The sequence below is a fragment of the Streptomyces sp. NPDC050636 genome (assembly GCF_040654775.1).
GTDB lineage: Bacteria > Actinomycetota > Actinomycetes > Streptomycetales > Streptomycetaceae > Streptomyces.
On record NZ_JBFAIP010000044.1, the window covers coordinates 15049 to 39592 of the forward strand.

Here is a 24544-nt window from a genome sequence, read left to right on the forward strand (position 1 = left end):
ATTCCGCGCAGGGAGTGAAGCACTCGCGCACGCTGCCGATGCCTGACCCACGCCCCCCAACCGCCGGCCGCACCTACTCCAAGACTGTACGCGTGGGATCCCGACGTCAGGAGGATGCACCCTTGACCGGGACGAAGATCGCCGCGATCTCTTCGAGGGTGCTGTCGAGGCTCGCAGCATCCTCATTGAACTGCATTCCCGTCCGCTCCTTGATCATCACCTCTAGTTCCGCCAAAGACAACGAGTCCAATTCGATGTCTCGGGCCTTGGCCTGGGGATGAACCAAGTCTTCCGCTATCCCGAACTCCTGGACCAACAGGAGGGCAATTGTCTCGTACATTAAGGCACACCCTTCTCGTGCTGGTAATTCCCTTGCAACGCAGACCACGGACGCCGGAACCCCTGTGGAGTCCCGCACCACAGCCCTTGCGTCGTGCAAATGAAGCTCAGGCGGCATGTCGCTTTCCTGTGAATTCCGCACAGGGAGTGAAGAACTCGCGCACGCCGACAACGTCTGACCCACGACCGGTCCGGCCAGCCGCACGAAATCGATTCTGCACCCGGGAGACGAAGAGCGCATTCCGGCCAGCCAAACGAGGATCCCGGAGTTGACAGGAGAAACGCGCTGCACGCCTGGCCGAGATGGCACTCGCTCAGCGGCACGAACTTCCTCCCGTGACACGCACCGCCCACTCCCGTGCAGCCGTCGCGTCCTCGCCGAACCGCCCCGCTGATCCACGCCGACGAGGAGGCCCGCACGCCTCCAGATCCGCCTGACCGCGACAACTCGCGACAGCCACAGCGCCCATACAGCACCCATACAGCACCCATACAGCACCCACCAGAACGTGCGGGCCCTTGAAGCCGGTGTTAACACTGAGCTATTGCACGAATGCAAAGGGTGATCTGCATGAGTGGATGCGGTTCGGCCGTGAAACAGAGCCCCCGAGTGGACCCACAGGAATCACCGTGCGCAAAGCCGCCAACGCCACCACCGCAGCGGAAGGCTCGTCCTCCGCCCCCGGCCCCGGCCCCGGGAAACCGGCCGACCGCTCCCGGCTCGCCGCTCTCGGACGGTTCCTGGTCCGCCGCCGCGTACCCGTGCTGCTCGCCGTGCTGCTGGCCGTGGCGGCCGCCATCCCGGTCGGCGGAGGTGTCGCCGACCGGCTGTCCAGCGGCGGCTTCACCGACCCGGCGGCGGAGTCGTCCAAGGCCCAGGAGTTCCTCGCCGACCGCTTCGGCTCGGGCGTGCCCAATCTGGTGCTCCTGGCCCACGCCCCGGGACCGGTCGACGACCCCCGGACCGCGACCGCCGGGCAGGACCTCACCCGGCAACTCGCCCAGGAACCCGGCGTACTGTCGGCCGTGTCGTACTGGACGACCCCCCGCGCGTCGGCACAACCGCTCAAGGCCCGCGACGGGCGCTCGGCGCTGGTGCTCCTGCGGCTGGGCGGCGACGAGGACCGGGTACGGGCCACCGCGAAGGAACTGGTCCCCCGTTTCACCGGCCGCCAGGGGGTGCTGCGGCTCTCCGCAACCGGGGAGGCGCAGATCTCGGCGGAAGTCCAGGAGCAGAGCGAGCAGGACCTGTTCCGGGCCGAGGCATACGCGGCACCGGTCATCCTGCTCATCCTGCTCTTCGTGTTCGGCAGTGCGGTGGCGGCCGGCCTGCCGCTGCTCATCGGGGTGTTCTCCATCCTGGGCACCTTCGTCGTACTGCAGGCCCTCTCCCGCCTGACCTCGGTCTCCGTCTTCGCCGTCAACATCACCACGGCGCTGGGACTCGGACTCGCCATCGACTACAGCCTGTTCATCGTCACCCGTTTCCGGGAGGAGATGGCCCGCGGCCTCGGCACCACCGAGGCCGTCGCGCAGAGCGTCCGCACAGCCGGGCGCACGGTGCTGTTCTCCGCGTTGACGGTGGCCCTGTCGCTGTCGGCCCTGCTGGTCTTCCCGCTGTACTTCCTGCGCTCCTTCGCCTACGCGGGCGTGGCGGTGGTAGCGCTGGCGGCCTTCGCGGCTGTGGTGGTGCTGCCCGCGGCGCTCGGCCTGCTCGGCCCGCGGATCGACGCGCTGGACGTGCGGCGGCTGTTCCGGAGGAGACCGAAACCGAGGGCCGCCGACCAGGGCACAGGGCCCGGACAGGCCGCCGGGGCCGCAACAGGCGGCTTCTGGCACCGGCTCGCCACCGCGGTCATGCGGCGGCCGGTGTTGTGCGCGGTCGGCGTGGTCACCTTGCTGGTGGTGCTCGGCCTGCCGTTCACCCGGGTCTCGTTCGGCCTGGTCGACGACCGGGTCCTGCCCGGCGATGCGCCCGCACACCGTACGGCCCAGTTCGTGCGGGAGGAGTTCGCGAGCCGCGAGAACTCCTCCCTGTCCCTGGTAGTGCCCGACGCCGGCGGCTCCGGCGACCGGCAGCGGGTCGCCGCCTACGCCTCCCGCGTGTCGGCCATGCCGGGTGTGACCCGAGTGGACACCGTCACCGGCTCCTACGCCGCAGGGCGGCAGGTGGCGGCCCCCTCCGCAGTGTCCGCCTCCTTCGCCGCGGGCGGTGCCGGCTGGCTGTCGGTGGTGCCGTCGGTCGAGCCGTACTCCTCCGCCGGGACCGAGCTGGTGGAGCGGTTGCGGGCGGACAGCGCGCCGGGCACGGTGCTCGTCGGCGGTGACGCCGCAGTGCTCGCGGACACCCGTGACACACTCGCCGACCGGCTGCCCGAGGCAGCACTGATCGTCGGCGGCACGACTGTGGTGCTGCTGTTTCTCTTCACCGGCAGCCTGCTGATCCCGTTCAAGGCCGTACTGCTCAACCTGCTCAGCCTGACCGCGACCTTCGGCGCCATGGTGTACGTCTTCCAGGAAGGCCACCTGCGTGCCTTGGTCGGCGACTTCACGGTGACCGGCTTGGTGGACATCACCATGCCGGTGCTGATGTTCTGCGTGGCCTTCGGGCTGTCCATGGACTACGAGGTGTTCCTGCTCTCGCGGATCAAGGAGGTGTACGCCGAGACCGGGGACAACACGCTGGCCGTCGCCGTCGGGCTGGAACGCACCGGACGCCTGGTCAGCGCCGCGGCCGCACTCGTCGCCGTCGTCATGATCGCGCTGGCCACCTCGGGGATCACCTTCCTGAAGCTGTTGGGCGTGGGCCTGGCACTGGCCGTGCTGCTGGACGCCACACTGGTGCGCGGCGTGCTCGTACCCGCCGTGATGAAACTCGCGGGCCGGGCCAACTGGTGGGCGCCGCGCCCACTGCGCCGCCTGCACGCCAGGCTGGGGCTCACCGAGGAGTGAACGGTCCGCAGCCATGTTCCATCTTGGGCTGGTGCACTCACCGCGCGCCGCCTTGTCTACCCTGAAGCCGCAGCTGGTTCGCCCCGACCGCCAGACGGGGTGTCGTAAGAGGGAACCCGGTGGGAGTCCGGGACTGCCTCGCAGCGGTGAGTGGGAACGACCGACGTCATGAAGCACTGGGTCCGCATGTGGCCTGGGAAGCGACGGCCAGTAGGTGTCCCGTCCTTCGGGATGTGCCCACGAGTCCGAAGACCTGCCACTGCTCGTGCGGGGTGTGATCGCCGCGCACGCATCCACGGCGACCCGGCAGCGGGACCGCGGAGCTGGTGGTGCGTTTTCACCTCACCCTGCGTACGTGCGGGGTGGGCGGGCCCGCATCCCGTTCTCGGCCCGGCACCGGTCCTCACGACGACTCGCGAAGGAGAGTTTCGTGCCTGGCGAAACGAGCACCCCCTCCACCCCCTCCCCCGGAACACCCCGCCCGAGCGGGCCTTGTGTCCTGCTCAAGCATGGTGAGATCTTCCTCAAGGGCCGCAACCGGCACCGGTTCACCGAGCGGCTGCACGGCAACCTCCGCCATGCCCTGCGGGACATCGGCGGCTCCACGTGGATCAAGTCCGGCCAGAACGTGACCGTGCTCGGCGGCGAGGTCTCTCCGGACGTCCTCGTGGAACACGCCCGCCGGGTGATCGGGTTCAACTCGGTGGAGCCCGCCCTGCGTGTCCCGAGCGCCGTAGCGGACATCACGAAGGCGGCCGTGGACGCGCTCGCCGCCGCGCGTGCCGAGCGGCCCGGAATCAGTTTCGCCGTGCGGGTCAAGCGCCGGGACAAGAGCTTCGAGATGACCTCGTCGCAGTTCGAGCGCTTTCTCGGAGCGCGCGTCCGGGAGGCCCTGGGAGCCCTGCCGGTGAACCTCTCCCACCCCGATGTACGGGTCTCGGTCGAGATCGACCACGAGGAAAGTTATGTCTCCTGGACCCGTCACCCGGGGGCGGGCGGACTGCCCGTCGGTTCCAGCGGACGTGCCCTGGTGCTGCTCTCCGGAGGCTACGACTCGCCGGTGGCGGCCTACCGGGCGATGCGCCGCGGTCTGCACTGCGACTTCGTCCACTTCACCGGCGCTCCGTACACGAACGCCGCTTCCGTGTACAAGGCTTACGCCCTCGCCCGTGAACTCAACCGCTACCAGCCCGGCGGACGGCTGCACGTCATCGCCCTCGGCCACGCGCAGAAGCAATTGGCCATAGCGGGGGCCGGCCGGCTGCAGGTCGTCGCGCAGCGTCGGCTGATGGTCCGCGCCGCTTCCGCGCTGGCGGGCCGGACCCGGGCGGAGGCGCTGGTGACCGGTGACAGCCTGGGTCAGGTGGCCAGCCAGACCCTCGCGAACATGGCCGCCGTCGACGAGGCCGCCACCCTTCCCGTTCTGCGGCCGCTGGTCGGCTGGGAGAAGCAGGAGATCATCGACGAGGCCCGGTCCATCGGCACCGCGGAGATCTCCGTACTGCCGGATGAGGACTGCTGCAAGCTCCTCGCACCGCCCCGCGTCTCCCTCCGCGCCGGGCTGACCGACCTGCGCTCGGTGGAGAAGCGACTCGACCTGGACGACCTGGTGGACAGTCTGCTGCGCGACGTCCAGATCATGTACCCGGGAGAGTCCGACGGGGAGACGGCTCCCGGCGCGGACCGCCCGGACGGGGGCCCCGCGCCCGATCGCCCCGGTCCGGCCGTGTGCGCGACGGCACCGTCCGCGGCGGTGTCCTCATGACCGGAGGGGACCGACGGCAGGTCCTCGTGATCGGGATCGGCTCGGGGAATCCGGAGCATGTGACGCTGGCCGCCGTACGGGCCATGCGGGACTGCGATGTGTTCTTCCTGCTCGACAAGGGCGCGCGGACGTCCGAACTGACCCGGCTGCGCAGAGATCTGGTGGCCGAGCACGCTGGTCCCGGGCACAGGGTGGTCGAGGCCGACGACCCGCGGCGTGACCGGTCCCCCGCGAGTCCGGCCGGTTACCGGGCCCAGGTCGTCGAATGGCGCCACCGCCGCGCCGCCCTCTACGAGCGGCTCATCCGAGACGAACTGGCGCCGGGCCGGACCGGAGCTTTCCTGGTGTGGGGCGACCCCGCTCTCTACGACAGCACGATCGACACGCTGGAGGAGGTCGCCGCCCGGGGTGCGGTGCCCTTCACGTACGACGTGGTTCCCGGGGTGAGCAGCATCTCGGTGCTGGCCGCCCGCCACCGCACGACGCTGACCCGGCTCGGCCGTCCGGTCCGGATCGCCCCCGGCCGGCACATCGCCGGATCCGGGCTCGCCGAGGGCGAGGACGTCGCCGTGATGCTCGATGTCGGTGCGGCGCTCACCGCGCCCCGGGAGGAGGGCCGGTGGATGTACTGGGGCGCCTACGTCGGAACGCCTGAGGAACTGCTCGTCTCCGGTCCGCTGGCCGAAGTGGCCGACCGGGTGCTGGAGTTGCGCGCGGCGGCCCGGGAGCGTCATGGCTGGATCATGGATGCCTGCCTGCTGCGTGCCGGTCCTCCCGGGCCGTCGCCGGATGCCGTTCCCTCGGCGTCCGGCTAGCGCCGAGGGCCCGACCCTGCCCCATCGGACAGGCCCTGGGCCCGAAGGCGGGTGGCGCCGCCCGAGGGCCCGTCCGGTCAGCGGTGGATGAACTCCGGCGGCCGTTTCTCGACGAAGGCGCTCATGCCCTCCTTCTGGTCCGCGGTCGCGAATACGGCGTGGAACAGACGTCGTTCGAAGCGGACGCCCTCGGTGAGGGTCGTCTCGAAGGCTCGGGAGACCGCCTCCTTCGCCATCATCGCGACGGGCAGCGACATTTCCGCGACGGTCGCGGCGACCGCGAGGGCCTCGCCGAGCAGGTCGTCCGCAGGGACGACCCGCGAGACCAGGCATGCGCGTTCGGCCTCCCCGGCGTCCATGGTGCGGCCGGTCAGGCACATCTCCATCGCCTTGGCCTTGCCGACGGCGCGGGTCAGTCGCTGGGAGCCGCCGATGCCCGGGATGACACCCAGCTTGATCTCAGGCTGCCCGAACACGGCGGTGTCGGCGGCCAGCAGGATGTCGCAGAGCATGGCGAGTTCGCAGCCGCCGCCGAGGGCGAAGCCGGAGACGGCCGCGACCGTCGGCGTGCGCAGCTGTCCGAGCCGGTCCCAGGCGGTGAACCAGTCGCTCAGGTACATGTCGAGATAGCCCTGCGGGGCCATCTCCTTGATGTCGGCTCCGGCCGCGAACGCCTTCGCCGAGCCGGTGAGCACGATGCAGCCGACGTCCGGGTCCCGGTCCAAGCCCTCGGTGGCCGCGACGACTTCGGTCATCACCTGGAGACTGAGGGCGTTGAGCGCCTCGGGTCGGTTGAGGGTCACCAGAGCGGTGCGGCCCTTGCGTTCGACGAGGATGGTCTCGTATGCCGTCTCGTAGGGGTGGGTCATGCGGGGGTACCGCCTTTCGTGTCGCTCCTGGGTTCGGCCCCGGGCTCGCAGAGCACTCCGTCCCGCAGGGTCCGCAGGATTCCGGAGAAGTCCTCGTTCGCGCCGTTTCCCGCCGCATATGCGGTGTACAACTCCGCTGCTCTCAGGCCCAGTTCGGCACGCACACCGCCCGCACGTACTGCATTGGCGGCCAGCCCGAGGTCCTTGGCCATCAGCGGTGCCGCGAAGCCGGGGAGGTAGTCGCGGTTGGCGGGGCTGGTGGGGACGGGGCCCGGCACGGGGCAGTTGACGGTCAGTGCCCAGCACTGACCCGAGGCGGTGGAGGCGACGTCGAAGAGGGCCTGGTGGGACAGGCCGAGACTCTCACCGAGAACGAACGCCTCGCTCACGGCGATCATCGAGATACCGAGGATCATGTTGTTGCAGATCTTCGCGGCCTGCCCCGCGCCCCTCCCGCCGCAGTGCACGGCCTTCTTGCCCATCGCGGCGAGCAGCGGCTCCGCCTCGGTGAACTCGGTCTCCGCTCCGCCCACCATGAAGGTGAGGGTGGCGGCCTCGGCGCCGACCACCCCTCCGGAAACAGGCGCGTCCAGAGCTCGCATCCCGGCGGCGACGGCGGCTTCGTGGGCGGTGCGCGCGTCGGCGACGTCGATGGTCGAGCAGTCGATGAACAGCGTGCCGGGCCGGGCGGCGGCCAGCAGGCCCTCGTCCTGGTACAGGGCCAGGACATGGCGCCCTGCGGGCAGCATGGTGATCACCACGTCCGCCGCGGCCGCGACCTCCGCCGCCGAGCCCGCCGCCGTGGCTCCGGCGCCGGCAGCGGCGGCGAGGAGGTCGGGCATGAGGTCGTAACCGATCACCCGGTGGCCCGCTTTGACGAGGTTGGCGGCCATCGGACCGCCCATGTGGCCGAGACCGACGAAGCCGATGGTGAGGGTTTCGCCGTTCACCAGGGCACCTCCTGTGAGGATGCGAGTGGGGCGAGTCCGAGTCCGGACGATTCGCGTGGTGCGAAGAACCGGTCCACGTCCGCGTCGGTGACCTCGGCGAGAGTGGCCGGGGACCAGTGCGGATCACGGTCCTTGTCGATGACCTGGGCGCGGATGCCCTCGGCCAGGTCGGGCCAGGACAGGGCGGCGCAGGAGATCTGGTACTCCTGTTCCAGTACGCGTTCCAGAGGCCCGAGCCGCAGTGCACGGCGTAGCGCGGCGAGCGTGACCTTGAGCGCGGTGGGCGACTTGGCGGCCAGGGTCTCGGCGGCCCGCGCGGCATCGTGCGAGGGGTGGGCCCGCAGGCGGGCGATGATCTCCTCCACCGTGTCGGCGCGGTAGCAGGGGTCGATCCAGGCCCGCTGCCCGGCCAGTTCAGCCGGCGGCGGCTGCCTCACGAAGCTCTCCAGGGCGTCCCAGACCCCCTTGGTGGCGAGGTCGTCCAGCAGCCGGGGCACGAGGGCGGAGGGGACGAAGTGGTCGGCGAGGCCGCACAGCATGGCGTCACCCGCGCCGATCTGCGTCCCGGTCAGCGCCAGGTGAGTACCGAGTTCTCCGGGAGCGAGCCCCAGCAGGTAGGTACCGCCGACATCGGGGACGAAGCCGATGCCGGTCTCGGGCATGGCGATCCGGGAGCGTTCGGTGACGATGCGGACGCTGCCGTGGGCGGAGATGCCGACTCCGCCGCCCATCACGATGCCGTCCATGACGGCGACATAGGGCTTCGGGTAGCGGGCGATGCGCGCGTTGAGCCGGTACTCGTCCCGCCAGAACCCGGGCGATGCGGTTCCGCCGGAGCGCGCGTCCTCGTAGATGGAGCGGATGTCGCCGCCCGCGCACAGTCCGCGCTCCCCCGCACCCGTGATGACCACGGTCTCGATGCCCGGATCGTGCTCCCAGGCGGTCAGCGCCTCGTCGATGCGCGCGACCATGGCGTGGGTGAGGGCGTTGAGGGCACGCGGCCGGTTGAGCGTGATACGGGCGGTACGGCCCGCGGTGGCCAGCAGAACCGGCTCGTCGGTACCGCTCATCGCAGGGCCTCCGTCAGCCCGCGGGCAACGATGACACGCATGATTTCGTTCGTCCCTTCCAGGATCTGATGCACCCTCAGATCGCGCACGATCTTCTCGATGCCGTACTCACTCAGGTAGCCGTAGCCGCCGTGCAGTTGCAGGGCACGGTCGGCGACGGAGTAACCGGTGTCGGTGGCGAACCGCTTGGCCATCGCACACAGCTGCGGGGCCTGCGGGTCACCGCGGTCCAGGGCCTGGGCGGCCTGGTGAACCAGTGCACGGGCGGCGGCGAGTTCGGTCGCCATGTCGGCGAGCCGGAACTGGAGGGCCTGCGCGTCGAGCAGCCGGCCCCCGAACGCCTCGCGGTCGGCGAGGTGGACCAGGCTGCCGTCGAGGGCGGCGCGGGCACCGCCGAGCGAGCAGGCGGCGATGCCGAGGCGACCGCCGTTCAGCCCGTTCATGGCGATGCGGAAGCCGTCGCCCTCCCGGCCCAGCAACCGGTCGGCGGGCACCCGTACCCCGTCGAGGATCACCTGGCGGGTGGGCTGGGCGTTCCAGCCCATCTTCTTCTCGTTCGGGCCGAAGGACAGCCCGGGGTCGTCCTTGTCGACGAGGAACGCGGAGATGCCACGGGGTCCGTCGTCGCCGGTGCGTGCCATGACGACGTACACCTGGGAGGCCCCCGCGCCGGAGATGAACTGCTTGACGCCGGTGAGGAGGTAGTCGTCGCCGTCGCGTACGGCGCGGGTGCGCAGGGCGGCGGCGTCCGAGCCGGCACCCGGCTCGGTCAGGCAGTAACTGCCCAGGTCCTCCATGGCGCACAGGCGCGGCAGCCATCGCTCGCGCTGGTCGGCATCGCCGTAGTGGTCGATCATCCAGGCGACCATGTTGTGGATGGAGACGAATCCGGCGATGGACGGGCATCCGGAGGCCAGCGTCTCGAAGACCAGCACGCCGTCGGCGCGGCTGAGCCCGCTGCCGCCGGCCTCCTCCCGCACATAGACGCCGCCGAGCCCGATGCCCGCGGCCTTGCGCAGGACATCCAGCGGGAAGTGCTTGTCCTGGTCCCACTGCACCGCGTGCGGGGCGAGATGGTCCTGTGCGAAGTCGAGCGTGGCCTCGACGAGGGCGAGCTGGTCGTCGGTGAGCATGGTGGTGGTCATGGCGCTCACTTCATGGTCGGGATGGTGAAGCTCGCGCCCTCCTTGGCCCCCGAGGGCCAGCGCGAGGTGACGGTCTTGGTCCGGGTGTAGAAGCGGATCGCGTCCGGCCCGTGCTGGTTGAGGTCGCCGAATCCCGAGCGCTTCCAGCCGCCGAAGGTGTGGTACGCGACCGGGACCGGGATGGGCACGTTCACGCCGACCATGCCGGTGTTGACCCGGCGGGTGAAGTCGCGGGCGGTGTCCCCGTCACGGGTGAAGATCGCGACCCCGTTGCCGTAGGGATGCTCGCTGGGCAGCCGCAGCGCCTCTTCGTAGTCGGCGGCGCGCACGACGCACAGGACGGGTCCGAAGATCTCTTCGCGGTAGACGCGCATCTGCGGGGTGACGCGGTCGAAGAGCGAGGCACCCGCGAAGAAGCCGTTCTCGTGTCCGGTGAGTGTGAAGTCCCTGCCGTCCACGATGAGTTCTGCGCCTTCGTTGACGCCGATGTCGACATAACGGCGTACCCGGTCGAGGGCATCCCGGCCGACCAGAGGCCCGAAGTCGGCATCGGGGTCGTCGGAACGGCCGATGCGCAGCTGCCCGATGCGCTCCTTCAGGCGTTCCACCAGGGCGTCGGCGGTGGTCTCGCCGACAGGGACGGCCACGGAGATCGCCATGCAACGCTCCCCCGCCGAGCCGTATCCCGCGCCGATCAGGGCGTCGACGGCCTGGTCGAGGTCGGCGTCCGGCATCACGATCATGTGGTTCTTGGCTCCGCCGAAGCACTGGGCTCGCTTGCCGTGCGCGGCGGCGGTGGCGTAGATGTGTGCGGCGATCGGCGTCGAGCCGACGAAGCCGAGCGCGCCGACCCGCGGGTCCGACAGCAGAGTGTCGACCGCTTCCTTGCCCCCGTTGACGACGTTGAGGACGCCTGGCGGAAGCCCCGCCTCCAGGAACAGCTCGGCGAGCCTGAGCGGTACCGAGGGGTCGCGCTCGGAGGGTTTGAGGATGAAGGAGTTGCCGCAGGCGAGGGCGGGGGCGGCCTTCCACAGGGGGATCATCGCGGGGAAGTTGAACGGGGTGATGCCGGCGGTGACACCGATGGGCCCGCGCAGGGAGTGGACGTCGATGCCGGTGCCGGCGTTGTCGGTGAACTCGCCCTTGAGCAGATGCGGGATGCCCGCGGCGAACTCGACGACCTCCAGGCCGCGTTGGAGGTCTCCGTGGGCGTCGGCGACGGTCTTGCCGTGCTCCGACGACAGCAGCCGGGCCAGCGACTCCCGTTCCCCTTCCACGAGTTGCAGGAACTTCAGCAGCACGCGGGCGCGGCGCTGCGGATTCCACTCGCCCCACTCGCACTGGGCCGAGGCGGCGTCGGCGATCGCCGCCTCGGTCTCACCGCGGTCGGCGAGCGGGACGCGGGCCTGCACCTCGCCGGTGTTGGGGTCGTACACATCGCCGTAGATCCCCGAGGTTCCCGGGGTGTGTTTGCCGCCGATGAAATGTGCCAGTTCACGGACCATGAAAGCCTGCTCTCGTCAGGTGAGATCCGGGGATGGCGCGCCGGCCCGGCACGGACACCGGGTGGCGTGCGTGCGGGGCGGCGCGAGAAGCGCAGGGGCTGGGTGGCCGTCAGTCGTCGGCGGTCGGTACCCGTCGGATTCGCCGGCCAGGGGCGTGGGTGCACACCGGTGCCATGCGTGTCTGCTCCATCCTCGTGGACAACACGGAACGTCCCGCGGCCGGTATCCTGACTCCCGGATCAGTACACGCTCCCCGGCCTTCCCGACGGACTTCTCCGTCAGTGGCCGGTCTCTTTCGGGGAGCGCATTCCCCGGTCACAGTGGCGGGACCGCGCCGGAATCACACCGGCTTCCCTGCACCGCGGGCCTTGTCCCCCGAACATATAGTTGGACGTCCTAGTAAGTCCACCCCGCCGCGTCCGCGCAGCAGAACATCGCCGCTCCGCACCTTCGCAAGGTTGGCAAAGACGGGCGGGAAGATACACAAAACTTGGCACACTTCCCCGCTTGATGGCACTCAGTGCCGGTGCCAAAGTCTGAGTACGGCCCGCCGGAACCGGCGACCGAAGCGGAACACCGGGCACGATTCACGCCCTGATGTCGGAGAACCCGGCCGTTCCGGACGGAAGTCCGCGCAACATTGCTCACCCTTGATCGCGCAGGGACCTCCGGCGGGCCGCATCCGAATACGGCACTCAGTGCCACATTCGCAACTTTGACGAGATACAGGCAGACCCGGGAGACGGTCATGGCACAGGCAAGCACGACGACGGCCGCAGAGCTGGCGCAGCGGTGGGCTACCGACCCGCGCTGGAAGGGTATCGAGCGCACCTACACGGCCGAGGACGTGGTGCGGCTGTCGGGCAGCGTCCGTGAGGAGCACACGCTCGCCCGGCGCGGCGCCGAGCGGCTGTGGCGGCAACTGCACGAGCAGGACTACATCCACGCGCTCGGTGCGCTGACCGGCGGTCAGGCGGTGCAGCAGGTCAAGGCCGGTCTCCAGGCCATCTACCTGTCCGGCTGGCAGGTCGCCGCGGACGCCAACCAGGCCGGCCACACCTACCCCGACCAGAGCCTGTACCCCGCCAACTCCGTGCCGCAGGTGGTCCGCCGGATCAACAACGCGTTGCTGCGCGCCGACCAGATCGCCACCGCCGAGGGCAACGGTGACACCACGGACTGGCTCGCGCCGATCGTGGCCGACGCCGAGGCCGGGTTCGGCGGGCCCCTCAACGCCTTCGAGCTGACCAAGGCGATGATCGCGGCCGGCGCGGCCGGTATCCACTACGAGGACCAGCTCGCCTCCGAGAAGAAGTGCGGCCACCTCGGCGGCAAGGTCCTGGTCCCCACCGGCCAGCACATCCGCACCCTCAACTCCGCCCGCCTCGCCGCCGACATCGCCGATGTCCCGACGGTGATCGTCGCCCGCACCGATGCGCTCGCCGCCAACCTCCTCACCAGCGACATCGACGAGCGCGACGCCCGGTTCGTCACCGGCGAGCGCACCGCGGAGGGCTTCTACCGCGTCCAGAACGGCATGGGCCCGGTCATCGCCCGCGGCCTGGCGTACGCCCCGTACGCCGACCTCATCTGGGTGGAGACGGGGACGCCGGACCTGGCGCAGGCCCGCGAGTTCGCCGAGGCGATCCACGCCGAGCACCCCGACCAGATGCTCGCCTACAACTGCTCGCCGTCCTTCAACTGGAAGGCCGCCCTCGACGACGACCAGATCGCCAAGTTCCAGCGTGAACTGGGGGCGATGGGCTACCGCTTCCAGTTCATCACCCTGGCCGGCTTCCACTCCCTCAACCACGGCATGTTCGACCTGGCCCGCGGCTACGCCGAGCACGGCATGACCGCCTATGTCGACCTGCAGGAGAAGGAGTTCGCCGCACAGGCCCACGGTTTCACCGCGGTCAAGCACCAGCGTGAGGTCGGCACCGGCTACTTCGACCAGGTCTCCACCGCTCTCAACCCGACCTCCTCGACCACCGCGCTCGCCGGCTCCACCGAGGAGGAGCAGTTCCACTAGGAACCGCTCGGCCCTCGTGTCCAGGTGAGGGCCGGACGACCGTCTCCGTCCGGCCCTCACCACTCCCCCTCCGCTCCGCCCGTTGAGGAGATGCGCATGTCCACCACCGAACTGACCAGCCGTGTCCAGGTGCTCGGCGCACCGGGCGACCGCTTCGACGAGATCCTGACGCCCGCCGCCCTTGATTTCATCGGGCGCCTCGCCCATACCTTCGCCGACCGTTACCGCGACATCCTCACCGAGCGGCGCCGCCGCGCCCTTCTCCTCTCCTCCGGCTCCCCGCTCGACTTCTCGCTGACCACCTCCGCCATCCGCAACGACCCGGACTGGCGGGTCGCACCGCCCGCACCCGGTCTCGCCGACCGCCGGGTGGAGATCACCGGGCCGCCGGAGCGGCGGATGACGGTCGACGCGCTCAACTCCGGGGCACAGGTGTGGCTGGCGGACTTCGAAGACGCCACCTCGCCCACCTGGGACAACATCATCGGCGGCCAGCTGAACCTGCTGGACGCCATCGAGCGGCGGATCGACTTCACCACGCCGGACGGCACCGAGCACCGCCTCGGCGACCAGCTCGCGACCATCGTCGTCCGCCCGCGCGGCTGGCACCTCACCGAACAGCATCTGCTCGTCGACGGACGCCCCGTTCCCGCCTCACTCGTCGACTTCGGCCTGTACTTCTTCCACTGCGCGCAACGGCAGATCGACGCCGGCTCCGGCCCGTACTTCTACCTCCCCAAGCTGGAGAACGCCTGGGACGCCCGGCTGTGGAACGACGTGTTCGTCCTCGCCCAGGACCTGCTCGGCATCCCTCGGGGCACCATCCGCGCCACTGTCCTGATCGAGACGGTCACCGCGGCTTTCGAGATGGAGGAGATCCTCTACGAGCTGCGCGAGCACAGTGCCGGCCTCAACGCCGGCCGCTGGGACTACCTCTTCAGCCTGATCAAGATCTTCGCGCATCGCCCCGACTTCTCGCTCCCCGACCGGACGAAGGTCACCATGACCGCGCCCTTCCTGCGGGCCTACACCGAACTGCTGGTGCGCACCTGCCACAAGCGCGGCGCGCACGCCATCGGCGGCATGGCCGCCCACGTCCCCCGTCATGACGCGCAGGCCGACGGGGCCGCGCTCGCCAGGGTGCGTCTGGACAAGGAGCGCGAAGCGGAGGACGGCTTCGACGGCACGTGGGTCGCCCACCCCGGGCTCGTCCCCCTCTGCCGGGACATCTTCGACGGCGTACTGGGCGGACGACCGCACCAGATGGACCGCACCCGGGACGATGTCGATGTGTCGGCCGATCAGCTCCTGGCCGTCCGGCGCACAGCGGGGCCGCCCACCGAGAACGGTGTGCGCGCCAACATCTCTGTCGCGTTGCGCTACTTCGACGCCTGGCTGCGCGGCACCGGTGCGGTGGCGCTGGACGGGCTGATGGAGGACGCGGCGGCCGCGGAGATCTCCCGTGCGCAGATCTGGCAGTGGCTGCGGCACGGCGCCGTCGACAGGAATACGGTGTACGGCCTGCTCGACGACGAGATCGCCGCCCTGGGCGCGGAGTACCCCTGGGCCCGGATCGACGAGGTCCGGGCGCTCTTCGAACGGACCACGCTCGCCAGGGAGTTGCCGGCCTTCTTCACCCCGGACGCCTACGCCCGGCACCTCGTGCACCACGCGGAGGTCACCGCATGAGCGCCGCACCGAACACCGCGATCCGTCGGGTCGGAGTCGTCGGAGGCGGTCAGATGGGCGCGGGCATCGCCGAGGTGTGCGCCCGCGCCGGCCTCGACACCGTGGTCTGCGAGGCCGATGCGACCGCGGCACGCGCCGCCCGCGAGCGGGTGGCGATCTCCCTCGAACGCGCCGTCCAGCGCGGCAAGCTGGACCGTATCTCGGCCGAGGACGCGCTGACCCGGATGGTCTTCACCGGCAGCCTCGACGACCTGGCGGACCGCCGGCTCGTCATCGAGGCGATCGTCGAGAACGCCGAGGCCAAGACCGATGTCTTCGCCGCCCTCGACAAGATCGTCGAGGACGAGGAGGCGATCCTGGCGACCAACACCTCGGCCATCCCCGTCATGCGGCTCGGCATGGCCACCCGCCGCGCGGACCGTGTCCTAGGGCTGCATTTCTTCAACCCCGTACCGGTGCTGCCGCTCGTCGAGGTCGTCACCTCCCTGCACACCGCGCCGGCAACGGTCGCCACCGCCGAGGAGTTCGTCACCGGCACCCTGGCGAAGACCGTCGTACGGTCCCAGGACCGGGCCGGCTTCATCGTCAACTCCCTGCTCGTCCCGTACCTGCTCTCGGCGATCCGGATGGCCGAGTCCGGCTTCGCCACCGCTGCCGACGTGGACGCGGGCATGGAGCTGGGCTGCGCCCACCCCATGGGCCCGCTCAAACTTGCCGACCTGATCGGCCTGGACACCGTGGCCTCCATCGCACAGTCCCTCTACGACGAGTTCAAGGAACCGCTCTACGCCCCGCCACCGCTGCTCCAGCGCATGGTGGAGGCGGGACTGCTCGGCCGCAAGACCGGGCGCGGGTTCCACACCTACGACCAGGGCTGAGGGTCCCTGGATCGCCGCCGGGCTGAGGGGCCCGGCATGTGTGTGCGGTACGGGGCGCGGAACGGACGACTGAGGCCGTTCCGCGCCCCACCGTGCCATTGGAAGGTCAACTGGTGAATGCTGGGATGACCTGCGCGCCATAGGCGTCGATCGTCGCCTCCTTGGCATCGTGCATGTCGTAGACGGCGAACTGGTCCACTCCCAGCTCGCGCAGGGCCTTCAGCTTCTCGATGTGCGCCTCGGCCGGGCCGAGCACGCAGAACCGGTCGACCACCTCGTCCGGCACGAACGCCGTGTCGGGATTGTCGGCACGCCCGTGGTGTGAGTAGTCGTAGCCCTTACGCGCTCTGATGTAGTCGGTGAGCTCCTGCGGCACCATGCCCGAGTCCGAGCCGTACCGCTCGACCAGGTCGGCGACGTGGTTGCCGACCATCCCGCCGAACCAGCGGCACTGCTCGCGCGCGTGCGCGAGTGCCTCCGGCGAGTCGTCGGCGGTGACGTAGGCGGGCGCGGCGACGCAGATCTTGATCGACGCGGGGTCGCGTCCGGCCTCGGCGGCCGCAGTGCGCACCGCCTTGACCATCCACTCGGTCAGATACAGGTCGGCGAGCTGGAGGATGAATCCGTCGGCCTTCTGCCCCGCAAGTGCCAGCGCCTTCGGCCCGTATGCCGCTATCCACACGGGCAGCTTTCCGTCGCGGACCCAGGGCAGGCGGAGCGGCTGCCCGTCGACGACGGCTTCGCGGCCCTCGGCGAGGTCGCGGATGACCCCGATGGCCTCGCCGAGCCGGGCGAGGGTGTTCGGCTTACGGCCGGCGACGCGCATCGCGGAGTCGCCGCGGCCGATGCCACAGACGGTCCGGTTGCCGTACATGTCGTTGAGCGTCGCGAACGTGGAGGCGGTGACCTCCCACGTGCGAGTGCCCGGGTTGGTGACCATGGGGCCCACGGTCAGCTTCTGCGTGTGTTCGAGAATGCGGCTGTAGATGACGAACGGCTCCTGCCACAGCACGGCGGAGTCGAAGGTCCAGCCGTAGCGGAATCCGTTGCGCTCCGCGCGCCGCATCAGCCCGACGACCGCGGATCCAGGTGGGTCGGTCTGCAGGACGAGTCCGAAGTCCACGTCACAGCCTCCTCGTCGGTGCTAGTCCAGGTATTGGCAGGTGGATCGGGGGGTGTAGCTGCCGTGACCCGCGCGGCCCGTGAACTCGCGCTTGTCGATGACGACTTCGCCGCGCGACAGCACGCTCTCGACCCGGCCGGTGACGGCCTTCCCCTCGTACGCCGAGTAGTCGACGTTCATGTGGTGGGTGGCCGCCGAGATGGTCTGCTCGGCATCCGGGTCGTAGATCACGATGTCGGCGTCGGTGCCCGGCGCGATCGTGCCCTTCTTCGGGTACAGGCCGAACATCCGGGCCGGTGTCGCGCAGGCGATCTCAATCCAGCGGCGGCGCGAGATATGTCCGTCGACCACGGCCTGGTGGAGCAGGTCCATACGGTTCTCGACGCCGGGCATCCCGTTCGGGATCTTGGAAAAGTCACCGCGGCCGAGGTCCTTCTGCCCCGAGAAGCAGAACGGGCAGTGGTCCGTCGACACCACCTGGAGGTCGTTCGTGCGCAGGCCGCGCCACAGCGCCGCCTGGTGCTCCTTCGGGCGAAGTGGCGTACTGCAGACGTACTTCGCGCCCTCGAAGTCCGGCTCGGCGAGGTTGTCCGTCGACAGGAACAGGTACTGCGGGCACGTCTCGCCGAAGACCGGCAGACCCTCGGCGCGGGCGCGCGCGAGCTCGGCGAGGGCTTCCTGTGCCGACACGTGCACGACATACAGCGGCGCCCCGGCGACCTGTGCCAGCTTGATCGCGCGATGCGTCGCCTCCGCCTCCAGGAGCGCTTTCCTGACCTCGCCGTGATACCGCGGGTCGGTCTCGCCTCGCTCCAGTGCCTGCTGCACGAGCACATCGATCGCGATGCCGTTCTCGGCGTGCATCATGATCAGGCCGCCGTTCTCGCCGGCCCGCTGCATGGCGCGCAGGATCTGCCCGTCGTCGGAGTAGAACACCCCCGGATACGCCATAAAGAATTTGAACGAGCTCACGCCTTCGCCGACGAGCCCGTCCATTTCCTTCAGCGTCGACTCATTAACGTCAGACACAATCATGTGGAACGCGTAGTCGATGGCGCACTGGGCGTCGGCCTTGGCGTGCCAGAGGTCCAGGCCCGCGCGCAACGACTTGCCACGTGACTGGACCGCGAAGTCGACGATCGTGGTGGTGCCGCCCCAGGCCGCGGCGCGGGTGCCGGTCTCGAATGTGTCGGAGGCGAAGGTCCCGCCGAAGGGGAGCTCCATATGGGTGTGTGCGTCGACGCCGCCCGGGATCACGTATTTGCCGGTGGCGTCGATATCGCGGTCCGCGGACTCACTCCAGCCCTCGGCGGACGGGCTGCCGTGCGCGGCGAGAGCAGCGATCCGTCCGTTCTCCACCAGGACATCGGCATGCATTTCCTCGGCGGCGGTGATGACCAGTCCGCCCCGGATGACCGTACGGCTCACCATCTCAGCTCCCTACCTGACGCCACGTCACAGCTGGTCTACACCCGTAGATTCCGGTGGAGAAGGGGACACCGTAGAAGCATGTCACCCATGGTGGCAATAGCGTGACCGTTAATCAGCGGGGACGCTCGTGTTGCGCCGACGGTCAGCTGGACGGTTCAACGATGGACGGGTGTGCGGTCGCGGAGGGGTGCGGAGGGGCCGGGGTGGGCAGGTAACAGCCGACACCGGCAGGCGGTCCTTGCCGACGACTCTTGCCGGACAACAGAGCACGCACACCGCACGAGGACGGCATCGGCTGACGGACCCCACACCTCAGCGGGCTTCGGAACCACGAGATCGGACCAGCGAGGAACGGAACGTAACGAGCACTCAGAACGAGCACACAGGACGTCAGATCAGAAAGGGCGAGACGTCATGGAGCAGAGCACGCCGTGGGAGTTCTCCGACGACCGCGGGCGCCTGGCGGTGGCCGGGGACCGGCCGGTGAGGATCGTCGCGTACATACAGGCGGGGGCGACGCTGTGGGACCACGGCATACGTCCCGTGGGGCTCTTCGGGTCCCAGCACGACGGCGCCAGCCCGGACCCGGCCAAGAGCGGTGAGCTGCCGCTCGCGGAGATCCCGTATCTCGGTGCGGGTGGCGCGCTGCACCCGGACACCCTCCTGGAGGCCGAACCGGATCTCGTGGTGGCCGTGACCTACGACTGCGAGCAGGTCTACGGTCTGGAGCCGAAGACCGCGCTGGAGCTGGAGGCGCATGTCCCGGTGGTGACCGTCGCGGTGGGTCCGGGGCGGGGACTCGCCGAGGTACGGGAGCGGTTCGCGGCGCTCGCCGGGTCGCTGGGCCAGGGTGAACCACTGTCGGTGGCAAGGGAGTTGGACGCCGCGGAGGACGCCCTGCGACAGGCGTGCGGAGGCCCGGCCAACCCCCGGGTGCTGGCACTGTCGGCCTCGGGTCCGGAGCGGGTGCATCTGGCCAGGCCCAGCTCCTGGCCGGATCTGCGAGCGCTGGCCGAGCACGGCGTCGGCCTGCTGGAACCGGCGGCGGGGCCCGGCACGAACTGGACCACGGTCGGCTGGGCGGAGGCCGCGGAGATGGCCCCGGACATCGTGCTGAGCGACGCCCGGGTCAACGCCGCCCGGCCCGAGGAGCTCCGGGCCGTTGAACACTGGCGCGCGATCGAGGCCCGGGCCAGCCTACTGCCGTGGAATCCGGAGCCCCCGTGCAGCCGTCGCGCGCACACCCGGTTCTTCACCTTGCTGGCGGAGACGATGCGGGAGCGGGCCGCCAGGGCGTAGCGATGTCGCACCCCGATGGCCACACACCGGCGGGGGCGGGGCACCAGCGATTGCCCCGCCCCCGCCGCAGACCCGCGCGCTACGACGCCGCCAGCCGGCCCTGCGCCGTCTGAAGCGCCTCGCCGAGCAGCCCGGCGCCCTCTTCCGCCTCCGCGACGGTCAGGGAGAGCGGCGGCGCGATCCGCAGGGTCGCGCCGGTCTGGCCGCCCTTGCCGATCAGCAGACCGCGCTCGCGGGCGACCTCCAGCACCAGGGCCGCCGCCGCGGGCGACGGCTCGTCCGTGCCGGGGCGGACCAGGTCGACGCCGATCATCAGGCCCCGGCCGCGCACTTCCCGTACGACATCGAGCCCGGCCGCGAGGGCCCGCAGCCGCTCGATGAGCAGGCCGCCGACCCGCCGGGCGTTGCCCTGGAGGTCGTGTTCGAGGAGGTAGGAGAGGTTGGCGAGGCCGGCGGCCATGGTGACCGGGCTGCCGCCGAAAGTGGAAATGGAGTTCGCGGAAAGGGAGTTCATCACCTCTGCGCGGCCCACCACACCGCCGATGGCCATGCCGTTGCCGATGCCCTTGGCGAAGGTGAGCAGGTCCGGCGGACCGTTGTCGGCGTGTGCCTGCCAGCCCCAGAAATGGTCGCCGGTGCGGCCCCAGCCGGTCTGCACCTCATCGCTGATCCAGAGAATGCCGTGCCGGTCGAGGACCTCGCGGAACGCCGCGTACAGGCCGTCCGGTGGCGCGGTGAAGCCGCCGACGCCCTGGACCGGTTCGGCGATCAGCGCGGCGACACCGCCCGCGGTCTGCTGGAGCATGTCCTCCAGGTCCGCGACGCAGGCCGCGATGTAGTCGCCGTCGGAGAGGCCGGCGTACGGCCCCCGGGAGCGCACCCCGCCGTGGATGTACAGCGTCTGGAAGGGCGAGAGGCTGGTCGGCGACCAGCTGGTGTTGCCGGTGACGCCGACGGCGGAGAACGAGCGGCCGTGGTAGCTGTTCCGCATCGCCAGGATCTGGTTGGAGCGGCGGTGCGCGGTGGCCAGCAGCATGGCGGCGTCATTGGCCTCGGTGCCGGAGGTGGTGAAGAAGACCCGGGCGTCGGGGATACCGGAGAGCGCGGTGATCCGCTCCGCCAGCTCGACCATGGGGCGGGAGAGGTAGAGCGTCGAGGTGTGGACGATGCGGCCGGCCTGTTCGCTGACCGCCTTGGTCACCTCGGGCAGCGCATGCGCCGTCATGGTGGTGAGGATGCCGCCGAAGAAGTCGAGATAGCGGTTGCCCTCGGCGTCCCAGACGTGCCGGCCCTCGCCGTGGGTGAGCTCCAGCGGATGCTCGTAGTAGAGGCTGAGCCAGGAGGGCAGGACGGCCCGGTGCCGGGCGTGCAGACTCGCGGAATCGTGCGTCACGGCTGCACCAGGCCCTCGTACGCGTCGGGGCGGCGGTCGCGGTAGAACGCCCACTGCTGGCGCACCTCGTCGATCAGCCCGAAGTCGAGGTCGCGGACGACCAGTTCCTCCTTCGAGTCGCTGGCGACCTCGCCGACGAACTGGCCGCGGGGGTTCACGAAGTAGCTGGTGCCGTAGAAGTCGTTGTCGCCGTACTCCTCGACGCCGACCCGGTTGATCGCCGCGATGAAGTACTCGTTGGCGACGGCCGCCGCGGGCTGCTCCAGCTGCCAGAGGTAGGCGGACAGACCGCGGGAGGTGGCGGAGGGGTTGTAGACGAGCTGGGCGCCGTTGAGACCCAACTGCCGCCACCCTTCCGGGAAGTGGCGGTCGTAACAGATATAGACCCCGACCTTGCCGACCGCGGTGTCGAAGACCGGCCAGCCGAGGTTCCCCGGCTTGAAGTAGTACTTCTCCCAGAAGCCCTTGACCTGCGGGATGTGGTGTTTTCGGTATGCCCCCAGGACCGTGCCGTCGGCATCGATGACGGCCGCGGTGTTGTAGTAGAAACCGGACTGCTCGATCTCGAAGACCGGCACCACGATCACCATGCCGGTCTCCCGGGCGAGCTCCTGCATCCGGCGTACGGTCGGACCGTCGGGCACCGGCTCGGCCCAGCGGTAGTGCTCCGGCTCCTGCACCTGGCAGAAGTACGGGGCGTTGAAGACCTCTTGGAATCCGATCACCTTCGCGCCCTGCGCGGCCGCCGCTCTGGCGTGTTCCTCGTGCTTCGCGATCATCGATTCGGTGTCGCCGGTCCAGGTCGCCTGGACCAGTGCGGCACGCACAACATCGGCCATGAGCTGCTCCTTTGTCGATGCGTCAGCCTGCGGCCACGCGGGTGGGACTTAGGGCCTGTCCGATGGGTCAGGGTCGGAAAGTCCCTACTCGTCTACGCGTGTGGAGGTGACCGTAAGCCCCGTCACGCACCGTGGCAAGACCATCTCTCACGCGGCGCGTCCGCGGCGTGCGGACGGTGCGGCGCTCCGGGATGGACGCTCAGGGATGGACGTCGTGGCCGGCGGCGCGCAGGGCGTGCGCGATATCGCTGTGCCGGTCCCGCGAGACGGTCCCGGCCGCGTCGAGGAGCAGCGGCCCCAGCGACTCCGGGGCGACGGCGGCCGCCGCGGCGGACTCCTCCGGCGTACGGGCCCGTACGAGCGTGGCCAGCAGCTCCAGCGCCTGCGCGGGACGGCCCCGGCCGAGCAGCGCCAGCGCGGCGTGCGCCACCTCCTCGACGGGGCGCGCCACGCTCTGCCGGAGCAGACTGGCACTGTCCTCCGTGCGGCCGGCGGCGGCCAGGGCGTCGGCGGCCGCGGCGAGCCCCGCGGGCGGCAGGGAGGCGACTTCCCAGAGCAGGGTGGGCACGTCGGATGCGAGACCGGACTGCTCCAACTCGCCGATGAGCAGCGGGAGTTCCGGGGCAGGGCGGCTCGCGGCCGCACACAGTTCGCCGTACGCCAGGCCGCCGCCACCGGCCGCGCGCAACTGCGCCAGGTGGGCTACGGCAGCGGCGATGGCCTGCCTCGCTTCGTCGTCGACGGGCGCGCTGACCGACTCGGGCGCGGCGTCCGTGTCGCGCTCTGCCGCCTCCTCGTCATACGCCCCGGCGAAACGGGCGCCGCGCGGGGCGGTCGCGGGATCGGCCTGCCCGTCTCCCTCGGACGCCGCCCCGGCCGGCATCGCATCCAGGACTGCGGGTGGCAGCAGCGCCGCGGCGCCCGCATCGTCCATGGCCTCGTCCGCGGTCTCCAGCCCGGCGAACCGCGCGCCCCGGGGACGGCCGGCGGCCTTCGTCCTGGCCTTGGCTTTGGCCTTGGTCTTGGCCTTCGTCTTGGCCTTGGCGGAGTTCTTGGTCTTTGCGCTCGTTCGGCCGGGCGGCTCGGCGAGCGCTTCCGCGACGGGTTCCGGCGTCGGTTCGGGTGCCGGTTCGGGTTCCGGCACCGGTTCGGGCACGGCCGCCTCGATGCGCGGCTCCGGAGCTCGCGGCTCCGACGCCTCCGCCCACCCCATCGACTGCGCCTCCACCCGGGTGAGCGTCTCCAGGCGGGAGCGGAGCTCACGGACGCGGACGCCGGCGCGGGCGTGGTCGTCCTGGGCCCAGGCCAGTTCGTCGGCCAGGCGCTCCGCCTCCGGGGTGCCCGCTGCAGCCCATACCGCTCCCTGGAGTTCGCGGGCACGCAGTGCCGCGTGCTGGTGCTCGCGCAGCATCACCTCCAGACGGTCCTGCAGAGCGGGCTTGCCGCCCGGCTGTGCGTCGTGGTCCGCGACCGCGCGCGCGTGCAGCCGCCGGGCGTGCGGGCCCGCGGTACGTACGGCCTGGTCGCCCTCAAGTCCCGCCAGGTCGTGCAGCATCGACTCGACCACGTCCCACGGCGGTACGTCCCGCCCGTCCAGACACGCGCGCAGGCCCTCCGGGTCGCGGTGTACGAAGACTCCGTACCAGCCGGCCGCCGGGTCGAGCAGTGACGCGAGCCCAGTCAGGAAGTGTGCGAACTCCTCTACCGGTTCGAGGAGTTGAGTATCCGACATACCTTCACCTCTCCCCCCGCAGACCGGATCTACCGGCCCGCCCGCATTCGACACCAAACATGTTTCGGTAGTGATAACAGCCGTGCTACAGGAAGTTTTCCTGGAACGCACACAACAGGTGAACTTGCAAGTTCACCTGTTGAAATTCTAGGCTCGGCACATGCCGGAAAAGGATCGGGAACGCCCCGCGAACGACCAGGAACTCCTCGCGGCGGATCTGGGCGCGACCGTCGGGCAGCTGATGCGGCGCATTCGCGCCGCACCCCCGCAGGACGGGCTCACCCCCGCCCAGCGATCGGTCATCTCCCGGATCGACACCGACGGGCCCGCCACCACCGCGGCGCTGGCCCGCGCCGAACTGGTCCGCCCGCAGTCCATGCGGCTGACCCTCGCCGCGCTGGAGGAGCGCGGCATCATCGCCCGCAGCCCGCATCCGACGGACGGACGTCAGGTCGTCTTCTCCCTCACCGAAGAGGGCCACCGGATGCTCGATGTCGTACGGCAGGCCAAGCGCAACTGGCTCGCGGTGGCCATCGCCGACCGGCTGACCGCCGACGAACAGCAGACCCTGGCCACGGCGAACGAGCTGATGCGGCGGCTGCTGGTGCCGGCGGCGGGAGCCGTGACTTAGGGCCTGTCCGATGGGCCAGGATCGGACAGGCCCGAGGTCGTGGTGGGTGCGGCGAGGCATTCCCGGGGAGCAACCCGACTACGTAGC

The 24544-nt window shown here is 70.2% G+C and carries 19 protein-coding genes and 2 riboswitches; of the genes, 8 read left to right on the forward strand and 11 right to left on the reverse strand.

Annotation, left to right across the window (positions count from 1 at the left end; genetic code table 11):
- Positions 1 to 106: 106 nt before the first annotated feature.
- Positions 107 to 340: a phosphopantetheine-binding protein gene (locus tag AB0I10_RS26270; protein ID WP_363155072.1), complete on the reverse strand. Its 234-nt coding sequence runs from the start codon at positions 338 to 340 to the stop codon at positions 107 to 109.
- A gap of 629 nt (positions 341 to 969) precedes the next feature.
- On the opposite strand from AB0I10_RS26270, the gene AB0I10_RS26275 reads away from it, so the two are divergent.
- The 3 genes from AB0I10_RS26275 to cobF all read left to right on the forward strand — a co-directional run bounded on the left by AB0I10_RS26275 (position 970) and on the right by cobF (position 5871).
- Positions 970 to 3291 carry an MMPL family transporter gene (locus AB0I10_RS26275; RefSeq protein ID WP_363155074.1) on the forward strand — a complete coding sequence of 774 codons (2322 nt, stop codon included), beginning with the start codon at positions 970 to 972 and terminating at the stop codon, positions 3289 to 3291.
- A 57-nt stretch (positions 3292 to 3348) separates the two neighbouring features.
- Positions 3349 to 3567, forward strand: a riboswitch (cobalamin riboswitch).
- 154 nt (positions 3568 to 3721) lie between these two features.
- Entirely contained in the window at positions 3722 to 5056 is a 1335-nt protein-coding gene (thiI, locus tag AB0I10_RS26280; protein ID WP_363155075.1) for a tRNA uracil 4-sulfurtransferase ThiI, read from the forward strand.
- Positions 5053 to 5871, forward strand: coding sequence for a precorrin-6A synthase (deacetylating) (gene cobF / locus AB0I10_RS26285; protein ID WP_363155076.1), 819 nt, complete (start codon positions 5053 to 5055; stop codon positions 5869 to 5871). The genes thiI and cobF overlap by 4 nt, the downstream gene beginning before the upstream one ends.
- Before the next feature lie 77 nt (positions 5872 to 5948).
- On the opposite strand, the gene AB0I10_RS26290 is transcribed toward cobF, so the two are convergent.
- From AB0I10_RS26290 to AB0I10_RS26310, 5 genes are read right to left on the reverse strand one after another with little or no spacing between them, the layout of a single operon-like run.
- Positions 5949 to 6740, reverse strand: coding sequence for an enoyl-CoA hydratase (locus AB0I10_RS26290; protein WP_363155077.1), 792 nt, complete (start codon positions 6738 to 6740; stop codon positions 5949 to 5951).
- Positions 6737 to 7690 carry a 3-hydroxyisobutyrate dehydrogenase gene (gene mmsB / locus AB0I10_RS26295; RefSeq protein ID WP_363155078.1) on the reverse strand — a complete coding sequence of 318 codons (954 nt, stop codon included), beginning with the start codon at positions 7688 to 7690 and terminating at the stop codon, positions 6737 to 6739. The genes AB0I10_RS26290 and mmsB overlap by 4 nt, the downstream gene beginning before the upstream one ends.
- Positions 7687 to 8760, reverse strand: coding sequence for an enoyl-CoA hydratase/isomerase family protein (locus tag AB0I10_RS26300; RefSeq protein ID WP_363155079.1), 1074 nt, complete (start codon positions 8758 to 8760; stop codon positions 7687 to 7689). The genes mmsB and AB0I10_RS26300 overlap by 4 nt, the downstream gene beginning before the upstream one ends.
- The gene (locus AB0I10_RS26305; RefSeq protein ID WP_363155081.1) at positions 8757 to 9905 is read right to left on the reverse strand and encodes an acyl-CoA dehydrogenase family protein; all 1149 of its coding nucleotides are present in this window, start codon (positions 9903 to 9905) and stop codon (positions 8757 to 8759) included. The genes AB0I10_RS26300 and AB0I10_RS26305 overlap by 4 nt, the downstream gene beginning before the upstream one ends.
- Before the next feature lie 5 nt (positions 9906 to 9910).
- Positions 9911 to 11410 (reverse strand): CoA-acylating methylmalonate-semialdehyde dehydrogenase, encoded by a 1500-nt coding sequence (locus tag AB0I10_RS26310; RefSeq protein ID WP_363155082.1) that lies wholly within the window; start codon positions 11408 to 11410, stop codon positions 9911 to 9913.
- A gap of 199 nt (positions 11411 to 11609) precedes the next feature.
- Positions 11610 to 11796, reverse strand: a riboswitch (cobalamin riboswitch).
- Between the two features lie 362 nt (positions 11797 to 12158).
- Here AB0I10_RS26310 and aceA point away from each other — a divergent pair.
- The 3 genes from aceA (at position 12159) to AB0I10_RS26325 (ending at position 16009) form a co-directional block, all read left to right on the forward strand.
- The gene (gene aceA / locus AB0I10_RS26315) at positions 12159 to 13442 is read left to right on the forward strand and encodes an isocitrate lyase (RefSeq protein WP_363155084.1); all 1284 of its coding nucleotides are present in this window, start codon (positions 12159 to 12161) and stop codon (positions 13440 to 13442) included.
- A gap of 96 nt (positions 13443 to 13538) precedes the next feature.
- Positions 13539 to 15131, forward strand: a complete 1593-nt coding sequence (aceB, locus tag AB0I10_RS26320) for a malate synthase A (RefSeq protein ID WP_363155085.1) — start codon at positions 13539 to 13541, stop codon at positions 15129 to 15131.
- Positions 15128 to 16009: a 3-hydroxybutyryl-CoA dehydrogenase gene (locus AB0I10_RS26325; protein WP_363155086.1), complete on the forward strand. Its 882-nt coding sequence runs from the start codon at positions 15128 to 15130 to the stop codon at positions 16007 to 16009. The genes aceB and AB0I10_RS26325 overlap by 4 nt, the downstream gene beginning before the upstream one ends.
- Positions 16010 to 16115: 106 nt before the next feature.
- Here AB0I10_RS26325 and AB0I10_RS26330 read toward each other — a convergent pair whose 3' ends face one another.
- Together AB0I10_RS26330 and hydA are read right to left on the reverse strand one after the other, a co-directional pair.
- Positions 16116 to 17132: a TIGR03842 family LLM class F420-dependent oxidoreductase gene (locus AB0I10_RS26330; RefSeq protein ID WP_363155087.1), complete on the reverse strand. Its 1017-nt coding sequence runs from the start codon at positions 17130 to 17132 to the stop codon at positions 16116 to 16118.
- 21 nt (positions 17133 to 17153) lie between these two features.
- On the reverse strand, positions 17154 to 18563 hold the full coding sequence (hydA, locus tag AB0I10_RS26335) for a dihydropyrimidinase (RefSeq protein ID WP_363155088.1): 1410 nt from the start codon (positions 18561 to 18563) through the stop codon (positions 17154 to 17156).
- A 414-nt stretch (positions 18564 to 18977) separates the two neighbouring features.
- Between hydA and AB0I10_RS26340 the strand changes: the two genes are divergently transcribed.
- Positions 18978 to 19862: an ABC transporter substrate-binding protein gene (locus AB0I10_RS26340; RefSeq protein WP_363155089.1), complete on the forward strand. Its 885-nt coding sequence runs from the start codon at positions 18978 to 18980 to the stop codon at positions 19860 to 19862.
- Positions 19863 to 19941: 79 nt separating this feature from the next.
- Here the strand turns inward: AB0I10_RS26340 and AB0I10_RS26345 are convergent, their stop codons facing one another.
- From AB0I10_RS26345 to AB0I10_RS26355, 3 genes are all read right to left on the reverse strand, one after another.
- The gene (locus AB0I10_RS26345; protein ID WP_363155090.1) at positions 19942 to 21255 is read right to left on the reverse strand and encodes an aspartate aminotransferase family protein; all 1314 of its coding nucleotides are present in this window, start codon (positions 21253 to 21255) and stop codon (positions 19942 to 19944) included.
- A complete protein-coding gene (locus AB0I10_RS26350) occupies positions 21252 to 22094 on the reverse strand; it encodes a nitrilase-related carbon-nitrogen hydrolase (protein ID WP_363155091.1) in 843 nt (280 codons plus the stop codon). Before AB0I10_RS26350 ends, AB0I10_RS26345 begins: the two co-directional genes overlap by 4 nt.
- 199 nt (positions 22095 to 22293) lie before the next feature.
- Positions 22294 to 23826 (reverse strand): hypothetical protein, encoded by a 1533-nt coding sequence (locus tag AB0I10_RS26355; RefSeq protein ID WP_363155092.1) that lies wholly within the window; start codon positions 23824 to 23826, stop codon positions 22294 to 22296.
- A gap of 160 nt (positions 23827 to 23986) precedes the next feature.
- Between AB0I10_RS26355 and AB0I10_RS26360 the strand changes: the two genes are divergently transcribed.
- Positions 23987 to 24457: a MarR family transcriptional regulator gene (locus tag AB0I10_RS26360; RefSeq protein WP_363155093.1), complete on the forward strand. Its 471-nt coding sequence runs from the start codon at positions 23987 to 23989 to the stop codon at positions 24455 to 24457.
- Positions 24458 to 24544 lie beyond the last annotated feature (87 nt).

What these genes read in the sequence shown, in the direction of transcription:
- AB0I10_RS26325 (WP_363155086.1), top strand. Translation starts at nt 15,128, where the DNA reads ATGAGCGCCGCACCGAACACCGCGATCCGTCGGGTCGGAGTCGTCGGA.
- AB0I10_RS26310 (WP_363155082.1), bottom strand. Translation starts at nt 11,410, where the DNA reads ATGGTCCGTGAACTGGCACATTTCATCGGCGGCAAACACACCCCGGGA.
- AB0I10_RS26270 (WP_363155072.1), bottom strand. Translation starts at nt 340, where the DNA reads ATGTACGAGACAATTGCCCTCCTGTTGGTCCAGGAGTTCGGGATAGCG.
- AB0I10_RS26350 (WP_363155091.1), bottom strand. Translation starts at nt 22,094, where the DNA reads ATGGCCGATGTTGTGCGTGCCGCACTGGTCCAGGCGACCTGGACCGGC.
- cobF (WP_363155076.1), top strand. Translation starts at nt 5,053, where the DNA reads ATGACCGGAGGGGACCGACGGCAGGTCCTCGTGATCGGGATCGGCTCG.
- AB0I10_RS26305 (WP_363155081.1), bottom strand. Translation starts at nt 9,905, where the DNA reads ATGACCACCACCATGCTCACCGACGACCAGCTCGCCCTCGTCGAGGCC.
- AB0I10_RS26290 (WP_363155077.1), bottom strand. Translation starts at nt 6,740, where the DNA reads ATGACCCACCCCTACGAGACGGCATACGAGACCATCCTCGTCGAACGC.
- AB0I10_RS26360 (WP_363155093.1), top strand. Translation starts at nt 23,987, where the DNA reads ATGCCGGAAAAGGATCGGGAACGCCCCGCGAACGACCAGGAACTCCTC.
- AB0I10_RS26340 (WP_363155089.1), top strand. Translation starts at nt 18,978, where the DNA reads ATGGAGCAGAGCACGCCGTGGGAGTTCTCCGACGACCGCGGGCGCCTG.
- aceA (WP_363155084.1), top strand. Translation starts at nt 12,159, where the DNA reads ATGGCACAGGCAAGCACGACGACGGCCGCAGAGCTGGCGCAGCGGTGG.
- aceB (WP_363155085.1), top strand. Translation starts at nt 13,539, where the DNA reads ATGTCCACCACCGAACTGACCAGCCGTGTCCAGGTGCTCGGCGCACCG.
- AB0I10_RS26300 (WP_363155079.1), bottom strand. Translation starts at nt 8,760, where the DNA reads ATGAGCGGTACCGACGAGCCGGTTCTGCTGGCCACCGCGGGCCGTACC.
- AB0I10_RS26355 (WP_363155092.1), bottom strand. Translation starts at nt 23,826, where the DNA reads ATGTCGGATACTCAACTCCTCGAACCGGTAGAGGAGTTCGCACACTTC.
- hydA (WP_363155088.1), bottom strand. Translation starts at nt 18,563, where the DNA reads ATGGTGAGCCGTACGGTCATCCGGGGCGGACTGGTCATCACCGCCGCC.